Here is a 14,006-nt window from a genome sequence, read left to right as displayed (position 1 = left end):
GATATGTGATCTAGTTGGTTCTTTTATGTTGCTTGGTGACGGTTTTCGTCCCCAATTCGTCCCCATAAAATAATGTTCATGTTTCCGAACACCACATGTGTCGAGTAGACAGTGTGAACAAACTTTATACGATGAGTACCATCCCGGTGACTTATCCTCCAGCAAGACGATCTCCTCTCCTCGCTGTTGTCTTATTTCAATATTTTCTATCCCTCAAGAACACATTATGCGCCGACCTATTCAAAGGCTGCAACCGCATCAACCAACGCTGTCAACTGAGTCTATAAAGTCTCTGTACTGAGCGTAAATCCTTCGATTACAGCATCTTCGTCGATCTCAATCAGGATGCATCGTTTCCCTTGATAATTCACCTGTCTCACATACTTTAAATCCTGCGGGCTGACCGAAATCGAGGCTACCTTTGTATCGATCTTAATCGATTTTGAAGTGAATTTCGGCATAACGCTGCTTGCCTTCATTTCATAGTTCCTATCGTCGACGATCGTTTGAAACGCGCGTTCCACTTTTTCCGTCGTCACGTTCTCTATGCCGCTTACTGTCAGCACACGTTCCACATCTTTATAATCCAACTTCGGGGGTTCTTCCTCATCTTCGTTGGTTTCGATTACCTGGTGGATCTCCTCGTACACCTGTGCGAGAGTGGCTACGTCGAGTTGTTCGCCCACCACTTCCTTCACGATGTCTTCGAAAATAGCCCTCTCTTCCATTGCCGTCATGGATCTTTCGGCATTTAAGACCTGTCCGATGAAGTGCGGATCTGGATAATTCGATTTTGCCGTACAATACAGAATGCGGTTCACATCGGAATAGTTATCCGTCACGCTAGGGTAAAAGAACCCGTGCTCCGGCGAACTTAACTTGATAATCGGATCTACAATGACATTGTACTTAAATTCCCTCTCCACATAATCGAACAAGAGAGTTTTCTTTTGCTTCTCCGTGGAATTCAGGCTGCATAGAATGAACGGATGCGCGAACAGTTCGTCCTTACCGCTCTCTTCGGCTTCTTCATTTCTGCCCTTGGTCGGCCGGAAATACTGTCCACGAACGAACGTGACTACTGTATCCTGTTCATACTTGGCATCCACCAACATTTTATCCACCAACAGCAGCATCAGGTCCTTCCATTCTTCAGGATCGCCTGTCGCTAAACCTTGGTGAAGTAGCACTCGCGTTGGATCCTCTGCTTCCTCCTGAAACTTCAACTCGAACAACTTCTGATCCAATTCTCCGGTCAGCAGTTTTTTGAAATTCCCCATATACAGCTCCTGCTTCTCTCTATCCACCAGAGAAAACGCCTGGCGCTCCCAATGATAGACCTCGTTGCTATCCTTCATAATATACACGTTGAGAATGTCGTTAATATTCATCATATCGTGATCCAGCTTAAATTGCTTGCGTATATGCGCGACTTCTTTCTTTATCATGATTCGCTAGACAACTCCTAAGAAGTAAATTGGTTTTATCAGTATAAACGATATAACAGCCCTTCGCTAGAAGGGCTGTTAATGTTACTTCTCTTCAGTTCCGTTCCAAACCAACACCGCCACAAAATCAACATGTGACGAGTAGGCAGCGACAACAAGTATGATTCGAATGGAACAGCATTTGCTAATGTAATCTTATTCGAGATATACATTACAACATCTCATCGTTGAAAAAGGAGAGCACTTAAATAAAAAGTGTTCTCCTTTTCATTGATTAAAGAATATTTACTAATTCTGTTCAATCTTAAATAATTTACTTTCTTTCAAGAAGGCTTTCAGGTATATTTTTTCGTCCCCAATCCGTCCCCAAAGGCCAAAAACTTATTACTCTGATTTCTGCTCAGGACATTATATAAATAAAAAAACCCTTGATTATCAAGGGTTTTGGAAGTCTGTATTTGGTGGAGCCTAGGGGGATCGAACCCCTGACCTCTTGCATGCCATGCAAGCGCTCTCCCAGCTGAGCTAAGGCCCCAAATGACGACAAGATTGATCTTAGCACAGGGTCGTCAAAACTGTCAATCTTTATCTATCATACCATTGAGCGGGTGTTTGGACAACAGATTGTTAAGCTCCTTCATGAACATATCGATGTCCTTGAATTGGCGATAAACAGATGCGAATCTGACATAGGCTACCTCGTCAACCGGATAAAGCTCGTTCATAACGATTCCGCCAATATCGCTGCTATCAACCTCGGCATGCGCTGTTGTGCGCAGCTCCTTCTCAACCTCGGATACGATAACTTCCAGACGCTCTACGGGAACCGGACGCTTCTCACAGGCGCGGATAAGGCCCCGCAATATTTTGTCGCGGCTGAATTCTTCGCGGCTGCCATCTTTTTTGATTACGATCAGAGGCGTCTCTTCAATCATTTCGAATGTCGTGAAGCGGCGGCTGCACTTTTCGCATTCACGGCGGCGACGAATCGATTTGTTTTCGTTGGCCGGCCTGGAATCTAATACTTTCGTTCCGGCATAGTCGCAGTATGGGCATTTCATGATGCGTATTGCCTCCTTTCTTAATCGCTAGAGCCTCCAAAATTGACTCTTCACAAAATTATTTTAATTTCCATGTAATTCCTGTAATGAAGTTCTAATTTTTGCACATAATACTTTTACCAACCGCAAGGAGGTGAACATACATGAGCGCATCCCGCAGCAGTAACCAATTGGTAGTGCCACAAGCGACAGCTGCCCTTGATCAAATGAAATTTGAAGTTGCTCAAGAGCTAGGCATCGCAATTCCGCAAGACGGATACTACGGCAACATGGCTACAAAAGACGCAGGCTCCATCGGGGGATCTATTACCCGTCGCCTAGTGCAAATTGCCGAGCAATCCCTTGCTGGTCAATACAAATAATGATTCATTAAAAGTTGTATGAATAACCGAAGCTTTGGCAGGGCTCGTCCACGAAGAGACGAGCCTCCAAGGCTTCATTGTATTTTCATTATCGTTAAGGATCATCCATTAAAGGCTCGGATATAAGTCCTTATACTTATTATAATAGTAAATGACTCGCTGCACATAGTGTCTAGTTTCTCCAAACGGAATTTCTTTAACCGATTCGATTGTTCCATCCCAAGTCCCCGAGTCAAGCCACTTGCGAACATTGCCTGGACCCGCGTTGTATGCAGCAATTGCAGCAATCTTATTTTGACCAAATTGTTGACTAAGTGACCTCAAATACCATGCGCCAACCTCAATGCTTACGTCTGCGCGATTCATAAGCATGTCGTTCGTTACTTCTTGAAATCCCGCTTTTTGAACGACCCATGCAGCCGTATCGGGCATAATCTGCATTAAACCGAGTGCACCCTTCTTCGATTCCCTGCCTGTCTGAAAATTGCTTTCACTACGAATGATCGCAGCTACTAAATGCGACTCTACGCCATAATTAGAAGCACTTGCTCGAATGTCCTCCTTGAAATGAACCGGATACATCCATTCCGCAAGCCAATCTGATTTGAGAAATAGAATCGTCATTAAACCGAGCAACAGAATGAGAAGCACCCTTTTCTTTTGGAATACTCTCATGGCAAACACTTGCTTTTCCAAAATTCGTCCAGCTGATGTTGCGTCTCCTCCAGCGACCCGCTGTTATCGATGACCCAATCCGCATGCTGTCTCTTCTGCTCGATATCCATTTGTAAGGCAATGCGCCTGTCAGCCTCTTCCTCAGACAAGTTATTTCTTTCCATTAGGCGCTTTTTCTGAACCTCAGCGGGTACATAAACAACTAATATGCCTTCGTACAGATTTTCTTGCTTCGTTTCATAAAGCAGTGGCACGTCAGCTATGACTAATCGTTCTGGGAACTGTTCCGCATAAGTATGTATGGTTTGTTGCATCCTCGCACGAATGGCCGGGTGGGTTATCGCTTCGAGCTTTGCTAGTGATTCTTTATCGCGAAAAACGATTTCGCCGAGAGCTTTTCGGTTAAGAGAACCGTCCGTTTCAAGGACAGCTTGTCCGAACGTAGAGGCGATTGCCTCTAATGCTGGTTCTCCGGGAAGTACGACCTCCCTTGCGACTTGATCGGCATCGACCAGCAGCGCTCCGCGTTCCACGAGCATGCTCGCGATTGTGCTTTTGCCGCTGGCAATACCGCCGGTTAATCCGATTATCATCCATTTCACCTCAAATTATAACAGCTTCATGATTCCGATCATGATTAATAATACACCGGGCAATAAAGCTAATGTTTGCATCCCCTTCCAAGCAGAGAAGCGAAAGCCAAAACGAATGCCTCCGACTAGGAAAAGCGCACTCGCCGCTGCTATAGTTAAAGCTGTAAGTAATGAAGGCAAGCCGATCAATGCTGCGCCAAGTCCAGCCCCAAATGCATCAAGCGATAACGCAACGCCAAGCATGATTGCCTCCGATGCAGAGATCGTTCCTGATTTATCTACGTCAGCTGATTGTGGCGTGCGTAAAATCTGAATAACGAGCCCCAGTCGTTTCAACTCCACCATAACGACAAGCGCCGCGCTCGCAATCTCTCCGGCGTGCGTTTTTGCACCGGCTTCTGCCGCTGCAGCACTTTCTTGTACCGCGGTATCTGCGGTCACGTTCATCTCATTATTTTGCTGCTTGCCTCGTCTAAGCTGCAACAACGCCCAGACTCCAATCAACATGAGCACACATGCTCCAATGAGACGTGCAACGAATTCAGACAGAAATGTTGTCAGCAAACCGCCGACCTGCATCGACAAGTAAATAATTAGGCCAGAGCAGCAAGCAATAATAAATACCGACAATAGCGGTATACGGATTCTCCGCAACCCGTAAGTAACGCCAACACCAAATCCGTCTAAGCTAACAGCAAAAGCAAGAACTAACAGTGAAACTACATGCGCGAACAATGTTCAATTCCCTCCCCGCACAGCGGGCATCCGGCTCACAAGAAGCTGTGAGTAGACATCCGCCTATTGTTCGTAACACATTCATCATATGCGGGGAGTATTTGACTGTGCATGTCGCTGATCATTTGCTGCTGTTCCTACTATTTTCCTGTTGCGTTTAGTGCCTGGCATTTATTGCAAATATGCGTACCTCGACCGCCAACAACAAACTTTTGGATAGGCCTTGAACAAGTTGGACATGGCTCGTCCTTTTTACCGTACACAAGCAATTGATGCTGGAACATACCCATCTCGCCTTGCCCATTTACGTATGATTTAATGGACGAACCGCCTGCTTCAACCGCATTGCCCAGAACCGAGAGTATCGCTTCATAAAGCCTCTTCCATTCGGCAGGCTTCAACGTATTAGGCGTTCTTTCCGGATGTATACGCGCTTGAAACAAAGCTTCGTCTACATAAATATTGCCCAAACCAACAATATGCTCTTGATTAAGCAAAAGCGGTTTAATCTTTGTCGCGCGTTTCTCCAGTTTCCCACGCAGTGCGTCGAGCGTAAAGGTTGGCTCGAGCGGCTCTATGCCAAGCTTGTTGAGCGGCGGAAGCTCAAGATCCTGCCCTTCCAAGAATAAATGCATCGTACCGAACTGACGGACGTCCTTATAACGCAAATCCGTGCCATCTTCGAAATGAAATAGGACATGCGTATGCAGCTCAATCGGCTCATCTGACGGGAATACTCCATATCGGCCTTCCATTCGCAAATGCGATACAAGAACAAGTCCATCCAAAATGATCCGCAAAAACTTACCGCGGCGCTCAACCGTTTGGATAGTATGTCCGACAAGTGCATCCGCGAACTGTTCAGGTTCTGCTGGACGCTGTATGATACGCGGGAGTCTAACGGTCACCGATTGGATTCGTTTACCCGCTACAAGTTCAATTAATGTTCTTCTTACGGTTTCTACCTCTGGCAATTCAGGCATTTCTCCTCACCTCAACAACCATTATACCTGAAACTGCCCGCCAGTGGGTTACTTTGCTTCATACCAATTGTCACCGAAACTCATATCGGCCTTCAGCGGAACATCCAGCTTGAGCGCGCCTGCCATTACTTCAGGAACAAGTGTCTTCATCAGCTCCAGCTCCTCTTGCGGCACTTCGAACACGAGCTCATCATGTACTTGCAGAAGCATGCGGCTCTTCAGCTTGCGTTCACGTAGTGCTGCGTCCATATGTACCATTGCCAGCTTGATAATATCTGCCGCAGTACCTTGAATCGGCGTATTCATCGCCGTACGTTCAGCAAAGGAGCGCAAATTGAAATTAGAAGCATTAATGTCATTCAGATAACGCCTGCGCTCTAGCAGTGTTGCCACATATCCGTCACGCTTAGCCTGCTGAACGATATCGTGCATATATTGGCGAACGCCTTTGAAAACTTCCTTGTAATCCGCAATAAACTTTCCAGCTTCGTTACGCGAAATGCCAAGGTTTTGTGACAAGCCGAAATCACTGATGCCATACACGATGCCGAAGTTGACCGCCTTGGCCGAACGACGCATATTGGAATCGACTTCCTCGGCCGTTACGCCGAATACATCCATCGCAGTTTTCGTATGAATATCCATATCCTTAACAAAGGCTTCCTTCATATTCTCATCATCAGCAATATGAGCGAGTACCCGAAGCTCAATTTGTGAGTAATCGGCAGCTACAATCGACCAGCCCGGCTCGGATGGTACAAAGGCTTTCCTTATTTGTCGTCCTTCCTCCAGCCGGATTGGAATATTCTGCAGGTTAGGGAACTGACTGCTTAGGCGGCCCGTAGCTGCAATCGTCTGGCGATAATACGTGTGTATTTTGCCTGTTTCCTTGCGCACCTCTTTAAGCAGACCTTCCACATACGTAGATTGCAGCTTTGAGAGCTGGCGATAATGCAATATGAGCGGGATAATCTCGTGATACGGCGCCAGCTCTTCCAGCACCTCGGCATCCGTCGAATAGCCTGTTTTCGTCTTTTTCTTGGCAGGCAAGCCAAGCTTCTCGAATAGAATCTCTCCGAGCTGCTTCGGCGACCCAATATTAAATTCCGTCCCGGCAAGCTTGTACACGCTGCTTATGATCGTTGTCAGCTTGCCTTCCAAGCTGCGCCCTAGCGCCTCCAGCTCCTCAGACTTCACCTTAATACCCATAAACTCCATTCCTGCGAGAATGCGGGACAACGGATGCTCCATGTCAAAATAAAGCTTGCTCATGCCCGTATTGCTCAGCTCTTCGGTTAACAGTGGCACCAGCTTCCGAACCGCTTCCGCCTTCAGAGACAAGTGCCGGTAAAGCGTCTCCGCATCCGGAACTTTGAACTTCGCGCCTTTCCCATAAACAGCTTCATCCGGAGGAAGCATCGAGAGCCCCTGCTTCTCGTTAATTCCGCTCAGAGTTTGGCTTGCTTCTGTAGGATCAAGCAAGTATGCAGCCAACTGTACATCAAAAGCCGAGCCCTCGAAGCTAATGCCGCTCCACCTGAGTGCAAGCTCCACCTTATGCAGATCAAAGCCGTACTTCGGCCTGTCAGCTTGCTCCAGCCAGTCGCGAAGCTTCGCTGCAAAAGGCTGCTTGAGCACCGAGTAAGGCATTGCGAACACAGCTTCTTCAGTGGCGATCGCTAGGCCAATCAGCGCGGCATGATGTGGATTCTCACCAATTGCTTCAATGTATAAGCCATTCTTGTCCGTCTTCTCAAGCAGCTGCATGAGTCTATCAAGCTCCACAGCGTCTTTATCCGACTCGATAACGTTAATATCCAAATCAGCGGCAGCAGCTTCGGCTTCCTTATCCATATCGCCTGCTTCAGCACCTAGCTGCAATCGATCAATTAGTGATTTGAACTCCAGCTTGCGGAACGCTTCGGCTAGCCTCGAGCCATCATACCCCGCATAACGAATTTCATCGATAGACTTTTCAATGGGCACTTCACGGAAGATCGTCGCCAAACGTTTGCTCATCGTGGCGTCATCCTTGTGACTCTCAATATTTTCCTTCAACTTGCCCTTCAGCTTGTCCAAGTTATCAAGCACGCTTTCAACAGAGCCATGCTCATGCAGCAGCTTAAGCGCCGTTTTCTCGCCAACGCCTGGAACACCTGGGATGTTATCAGAGGTATCGCCCATGAGTCCCTTAAGATCGATAATTTGCATCGGCACAAGACCGTATTTTTCTTGAATCGTCTCAGGTGTATATAGATCAACATCACTAACGCCTTTACGTGTTACCGCAATTGTCACTTTGTCTGAGGCAAGCTGCAGCATATCCTTATCGCCGGTAACGACAAAAGCTTCGACACCTTTCTCGTCGGCAGCCTTCGTTAATGTACCGATAATATCGTCGGCTTCATAGCCGGACAGCTCGAACTGCGAAATGCTAAATGCTTGAAGCAATTCCTTAAGCACCGGGAATTGTTCCGATAGCTCAGGCGGTGTCTTTTGTCTTCCTCCTTTATATTCTGCATATCCTTCATGGCGGAATGTGATTTTGCCGGCATCAAACGCCACAAGGACATGAGTCGGCTTTTCTTGTTCAAGCAGCTTAAGCAGCATCGTTGTAAACCCAAAAATCGCATTCGTGTGATTGCCGGCTGAGTTCGTGAGCGGCGGTAAAGCAAAAAACGCACGGTAGATTATACTGTTTCCGTCAATTAGCATCCATTTTTCCATAAGGAATCAACACCTTCTTTATGTAACATTCATACCTTTAAGTATACCACAAAAAGGGCTTTTCCCAAGCATCGCTGCTGCCGGAAAGCCCTTTTTTGTATCTGTTACACCATTATGGAATGAAAAGGAGCAGGTCTACCTAAAAAATACCCTTGGGCGTATTCAATCCCCATCTCATGCACCTTCGCCAGCTCTGCTTCTAGCTCAATGCCTTCGGCGATAATGGAAATGCCCATTTTGGCGGCAAGCTGAACCAGCGTGTACAAAATATGCTCTTTCATCTCATCCAAATGGATGTTCTGAATAATCGACCGATCTACCTTCAAATAATCAGGACGCAGCTCGGCGATCGATTGCAATGAAGAATAACCCGCTCCAACATCATCGATTGCAATCTGGTAACCTTGGCTTCGATAATGCTCCAGTGCCTTCTTTACGGAGCCAAAATCCGCGATTGAGCTTCTTTCCGTAATTTCAAATACGACATGATGGGGCGAGAGCCTATGCTGCTCGAGCAAACTCAGCGTTTGACCAGGCGAGAAGCTTGGATCCTCCATAATTTGCGCCATCACATTGATGAATAGCTTTTGCCCCGGCATGAGCCTCAGGCAGCCATCAATCGCCTTCTCCCTAGCCAATCTATCCAAGCTATAAGCCAGACCCTCAAGCTCCGCACACTGAAAGAGCTCCATAGGTCCGGCAAACCAGGTTTGATCCTCTGTTCGTGTAAGCGCCTCGAAACCAAAAACATCTCCTTGTCGATGCAGCGATACAATAGGCTGATAAACAGGCTGAATGAGCCGCTCGCCAATTACTCGTTCCAGAGCTCGCCGCTTCAAGCTGCGCTCCATCGATCCGGCGGATTGCCCATGCAAAATCGCTTTTTTCATCGCATCATACCACACGAGTCCATCAACGGGGGCTTGGTCATTCGGTACGACAGACACACCGACATGAAGCTTACCAACCACACTTAATAACTCCTCACTGCAAAGCTCCTCTGCAAAACGTGTCTCCCACTCAGCGGTATGCTTATGTGCTAGCTCAAGCAGCCCGTCCTCTAGCAGCTGCTGGTGTCCAGCCGGCAAGCGCATATGGATAAATAAATCCTCTTTCATCCATTGCAGTCCTACATAATGCAAGGAGCTTCCAAAAATAACTTCCGCCTCGTTCTCTGCAAAAACACGCCATTTCTCATGCTGCGAGGAAAAATGATTTTCACGATCGTCAGTTGGAAACTGCCATGATAAATAAATAATACCAAGATGGCTCGAGCTCACGTTTTCCGTATCGTTTAGCCGCCATATGTCCCGAAGTTGTCTCAATTTCCGTTCCGTTCCTCTCCATGATGCATTCCTATTATTTGATCCATGACGTAGACGCTGCCTTTAAGAGCTTTCGCTTGTTTCTTCAGCTTTGCCGCAATCCTCGGAATATCATCTGCCGCAAGCGCAACTTTGCCATCCCATAACATAAGTGACAAGGAGAGCGTTACACCTTCCTGCTCAATGAGATTGCCCTCACGATCCTCAACAGTCGTTACCTGGGCGCCGCCGTAAAATGCCTTAATCCCACTATCGAAACGCTTAATCATAGCCTGACATAAATACTCCGCCGCTTCTGCTCTCATCACCACAATGAAATCATCGCCGCCTATATGACCGACAAAGTCGTCGCCTACTCCGAGCTGATCAAGCTCCTTTCGAAGCATATCTCCCAAATAGCGAATCAGATTATCACCCAGACCGAAACCAAAGGAATCGTTATACCATTTAAAATAGTCCAAATCCGCATAAACGACCGCAAACGGTTGTCCGTGTCCGATCCTTCGGCTCAGCTCAAGCTGAATTTCCTCATTCCCCGGTAGTCCGGTAAGTGGATTAGCTGTGCGAGCCGCCTCTGTTCGAAGCGCTGTCATGCATTCCAAAATAGACCTTATCGTAGCCGCTCCTGCCATCTGTCCATCCTTCGTAATGAGAACCACATCATATAGCTGCGAGAAATCCCTTGCCATCGCCAGCTGAGATACATGCTCGACAGTAAGCTGCTCATCCACGATAAGCGGTTGATTGTTCATAATTCGCTCGATCGGCCTGTTCCAATAAAGAGGCAGCCCGAACTGGCCCGCTAACATTTGATGCAGCTTCTCTTTCATTAAAATGCCTATCGGTCTGCCTTTATCGACGATTACAGCGCCTTGCGCCTTCGCATTCGTATCGAATAAATAAGCAACCTCAGATACCCTTGCCCGAGCAGGGAATATCGGATAAGGTGCGGCCAGCGCGCCAATTCGAATCGTTCGGCTGTGAAGCCCTGACAAATGTATCTGCTGCACAGACTCACCTGCTCCGGCAAGCTGTCCAAAACTATCTATTACCTGTCTACCCTCCGACATGGGATCTTGGCGGTTCCTTCCAAGTGTAACGTTATAAGCGCTTTGCTCCATCGCATCAAGCAGCATTCGGTAAACAACCGATTCGGAGGAACGGCCAGTTGCTGGGGGATAAGCTGCTGATAGGCCTATGCTTACCTCCAGATCCGTGTCTGGATAAGTCCCGTTCTCCTTTTTTGCATCTGACTTCCTTAGCCTATCTATGAGTCGCTCCTTCGCTTTCTCGATAACCCGAATGATCGGCTCATCCTTCGGCTGACGATCAAATAAATAAAAGTAATCCCATTCAAGGCGCTGACGCCAGAAAAGTCTTGTCTCCGTGCTCTCCCATAGCTGCAATGCCGATTCTGCTGACGTGTTTCCAAGCAGGAAACGGACGTAAATGACGCCGATCCCGCCTTCATGCCAGCGCTCTTTAATACTGCGGAGCATGTCTTGATTGAATAAACCAACTCCAACTCCATTCATGCCAATCCCCTCAATCGACTATCGTCTATTTCAGTTCCTTTATGTATTACTTTACCAGCCAATTGTGAATGGAGATGCATAAAAGGATTAACGTTCGGTAAAATTCGACATTTCCTTAGTTCTTTCTTCCTAAATAAAAAAACCGTCCAGCTTGTAAGCTTCGACGGTCTTAAATGAGTTTTAAAGTAGATTATACGTTCAAATCCGGACGATTGCCCGTTACGAGATATACGACGCTCTCGCCGATGTTTGTCGCATGATCGCCGTATCTTTCGAGGTAACGTCCGACAAGAGTAAGAAGCGATGACTGTGTAATGTTGCGAGGGTTCTCCATCATAAGGGAGTAAAGCTCGCGCGTAATCTGTCCATAAAGGGCATCAACCTGATCGTCGTCCTTCGCCATTTTGTAAGCAAGGTCTACATTCTCCTGAATAAACGATTGAATGGACTCGTATGTCATGAGTTGAACAATTTCGGCCATGCGCGGCAAATCGATTAACGGCTTAATAAGCTCCTGTCCCTCTAAACGCAACACGACCTTAGCGATATCAACGCAGAGATCACCCATGCGCTCCAAATCACTTGCAATTTTGAATGCTGACAAAATGCGTCGCAAATCCTTGGCAACCGGCTGTTGCGTGGCAATAAGCTTCGAGCCGATTTCCGTAATTTTTTCTTCCATTTGGTTGAGTGACGGATCCAGCTTTATGACCTGCTTCGCACGGTCAACATCAACGGTTTTCAACGCTTCCATCGATTCTACGAGCGCTTTTTCCGTAAAAGTACCCATATCAATCAGCAAATTATGAAGATGCTCTAGTCCTTGGTCAAACTCTTTACGCGTGGCCATCATGAACGGCATTCCCCCTTTAAGGTTTGTAAAACAACGTTATTTGTTCTCCCACGATCCGTCTGGCTTAGCCGAAACGTCCGCTTATATAATCTTCTGTGCGCTGATCGGTCGGATTGGAGAACAGCTTCTCCGTATCCGAATATTCAATGACCTCGCCATTCAAGAAAAACACCGTTTGATTAGATACGCGGGCTGCCTGATGCATGTTGTGAGTAACCATCACGATTGTGTATTTATCTTTCAGTTCTTGAGCAAGCTCTTCAATTTTCAGCGTTGAAATCGGGTCAAGCGCTGATGTCGCCTCGTCCATAAGCAAAATATTCGGATTCACTGCAAGTGCGCGGGCAATACAAAGCCGCTGCTGCTGTCCACCAGATAAACCGAACGCGGACCGTTTCAAATGATCCTTTACCTCTTCCCACAATACAGCCGATTTCAAGCTCGTTTCAACAATTTCATCGAGCTCGCGCTTGCTTGTAATGCCATGCAGGCGAGGACCGTATGCCACATTATCGTAGATAGATTTCGGGAATGGGTTCGGCTGCTGGAACACCATGCCTACCTTTTTGCGCAGCGTTTCTACATCCACTTCATTCGAGTAGATTTCTGTACCGCCAATCGCGATACCTCCCTCGATCCGGGTGCCCGGAATCATATCGTTCATGCGGTTTAGCGTACGAAGCAATGTTGACTTTCCGCAGCCGGAGGGTCCAATGAATGCAGTGATTGCTTTCTCAGGTATCGTAAGCGTTACATCCTTCAAGGCGTGGAAAGCGCCGTAAAACAAATTCAGCTTGTTAATATTAATAAGTGCTTCCATATCGTGTTCCTCCTAAATGTTCTTCTGATATTTGTTGCGAAGCAAAATAGCCGAAAAGTTCATTAGCAACAGCAGCGCTAGCAAAACGATAATACCGCTGGCTGCAAGCTCCTTGAATTCAAGCTGTGGCTTAGACAACCAGTTGTACACTTGAATAGGAATAACCGTAAACGAATCCTTAAGACCCTCTGGCAAAAAGGCAACATACGTTAATGCTCCAATCATAACGAGCGGTGCTGTCTCTCCGATTGCCCGCGACATGGCAAGTATGACGCCGGTCAATACGCCCGGAAGTGCTGAGGGCATAACGGAACGAGAGACGGTTTGCCACTTGGTCGCTCCTAAGGCGAACGACGCATCGCGGCGCGATTTCGGAACAGCACGAATAGCTTCTTGTGCGGATACGATAATAATAGGAAGCACAAGCAGCGTCATCGTGAGCGCCCCCGCAATGAGACTGCGATCAAGCGAGAGGAGACGTACGAACAAGGTTAAGCCCAAAATACCATATACGATGGACGGAACGCCCGCTAGTGTACTGATATTCAGCTGAATCATCCGGGTAATCCGGCCCTTCTTCGCATATTCCTCCAAGTAAATCGCTGCTCCTACGCCAAAAATAAAGGAGATGGGAGCCATGATAAGCAGCATATAAATCGTACCGACCAGCGCAGACTTCATACCGGAACCGTCCGCCTTGCGAGATGGAAAGTTCGTGAATAGATCAGGCTGAAGCCTTGAAATGCCGTCGATCAATATATCTACAATTAGCGCGCAAAGAGCAAGAACGCCGATTGAGGTAGCTGCGACGAACAGGAGATGGAGCATCCAATCCTTTTTTCGCCGATTAGCAATTTGCTTGCGGTTCGCATCTAGAAATATGTTCATC

13 protein-coding genes and 1 tRNA gene are annotated in these 14,006 nt (G+C 47.2%); 1 reads left to right on the top strand and 13 read right to left on the bottom strand.

Going from position 1 to position 14,006, the window contains the following annotated elements; all coding sequences use genetic code 11:
• Positions 1-281: 281 nt before the first annotated feature.
• The 3 genes from AC787_RS04980 to nrdR form a co-directional block, all read right to left on the bottom strand.
• A complete protein-coding gene (locus AC787_RS04980) occupies positions 282-1,448 on the bottom strand; it encodes a DUF4317 domain-containing protein (RefSeq protein ID WP_054023765.1) in 1,167 nt (388 codons plus the stop codon).
• 459 nt (positions 1,449-1,907) lie between these two features.
• Positions 1,908-1,983 (bottom strand) — tRNA-Ala (locus AC787_RS04975).
• 43 nt (positions 1,984-2,026) lie between these two features.
• Entirely contained in the window at positions 2,027-2,509 is a 483-nt protein-coding gene (gene nrdR, locus AC787_RS04970; protein ID WP_053377232.1) for a transcriptional regulator NrdR, read from the bottom strand.
• A 143-nt stretch (positions 2,510-2,652) separates the two neighbouring features.
• Between nrdR and AC787_RS04965 the strand changes: the two genes are divergently transcribed.
• On the top strand, positions 2,653-2,871 hold the full coding sequence (locus AC787_RS04965; protein WP_054023764.1) for an alpha/beta-type small acid-soluble spore protein: 219 nt from the start codon (positions 2,653-2,655) through the stop codon (positions 2,869-2,871).
• 108 nt (positions 2,872-2,979) lie between these two features.
• Here the strand turns inward: AC787_RS04965 and AC787_RS04960 are convergent, their stop codons facing one another.
• From AC787_RS04960 to pstA, 10 genes are all read right to left on the bottom strand, one after another.
• Positions 2,980-3,567 (bottom strand): lytic transglycosylase domain-containing protein, encoded by a 588-nt coding sequence (locus AC787_RS04960; RefSeq protein ID WP_321166100.1) that lies wholly within the window; start codon positions 3,565-3,567, stop codon positions 2,980-2,982.
• Complete coding sequence (gene coaE / locus AC787_RS04955) at positions 3,543-4,139, bottom strand: dephospho-CoA kinase (RefSeq protein WP_054023763.1); 597 nt, start codon at positions 4,137-4,139, stop codon at positions 3,543-3,545. Before coaE ends, AC787_RS04960 begins: the two co-directional genes overlap by 25 nt.
• A 15-nt stretch (positions 4,140-4,154) precedes the next feature.
• Entirely contained in the window at positions 4,155-4,874 is a 720-nt protein-coding gene (locus AC787_RS04950; RefSeq protein ID WP_054023762.1) for an MntP/YtaF family protein, read from the bottom strand.
• 140 nt (positions 4,875-5,014) lie between these two features.
• Positions 5,015-5,857 (bottom strand): DNA-formamidopyrimidine glycosylase, encoded by an 843-nt coding sequence (gene mutM / locus AC787_RS04945; RefSeq protein ID WP_054023761.1) that lies wholly within the window; start codon positions 5,855-5,857, stop codon positions 5,015-5,017.
• Positions 5,858-5,905: 48 nt separating this feature from the next.
• A complete protein-coding gene (gene polA / locus AC787_RS04940; RefSeq protein ID WP_054023760.1) occupies positions 5,906-8,584 on the bottom strand; it encodes a DNA polymerase I in 2,679 nt (892 codons plus the stop codon).
• A gap of 104 nt (positions 8,585-8,688) precedes the next feature.
• The gene (locus AC787_RS04935) at positions 8,689-9,909 is read right to left on the bottom strand and encodes an EAL domain-containing protein (RefSeq protein WP_054023759.1); all 1,221 of its coding nucleotides are present in this window, start codon (positions 9,907-9,909) and stop codon (positions 8,689-8,691) included.
• On the bottom strand, positions 9,906-11,444 hold the full coding sequence (locus AC787_RS04930; RefSeq protein WP_054023758.1) for a GGDEF domain-containing protein: 1,539 nt from the start codon (positions 11,442-11,444) through the stop codon (positions 9,906-9,908). Before AC787_RS04930 ends, AC787_RS04935 begins: the two co-directional genes overlap by 4 nt.
• A 190-nt stretch (positions 11,445-11,634) precedes the next feature.
• Positions 11,635-12,294 carry a phosphate signaling complex protein PhoU gene (gene phoU / locus AC787_RS04925; RefSeq protein ID WP_054026907.1) on the bottom strand — a complete coding sequence of 220 codons (660 nt, stop codon included), beginning with the start codon at positions 12,292-12,294 and terminating at the stop codon, positions 11,635-11,637.
• Positions 12,295-12,361: 67 nt separating this feature from the next.
• Positions 12,362-13,117 (bottom strand): phosphate ABC transporter ATP-binding protein PstB, encoded by a 756-nt coding sequence (gene pstB / locus AC787_RS04920; protein WP_054023757.1) that lies wholly within the window; start codon positions 13,115-13,117, stop codon positions 12,362-12,364.
• Positions 13,118-13,129: 12 nt separating this feature from the next.
• Entirely contained in the window at positions 13,130-14,005 is an 876-nt protein-coding gene (gene pstA / locus AC787_RS04915) for a phosphate ABC transporter permease PstA (protein WP_054023756.1), read from the bottom strand.
• Position 14,006 lies beyond the last annotated feature (1 nt).

It is taken from the genome of Bacillus sp. FJAT-28004 (assembly GCF_001280845.1).
Classification (GTDB): domain Bacteria; phylum Bacillota; class Bacilli; order Paenibacillales; family Paenibacillaceae; genus Pristimantibacillus.
This window is presented reverse-complemented; position numbering and strand designations above follow the sequence as displayed.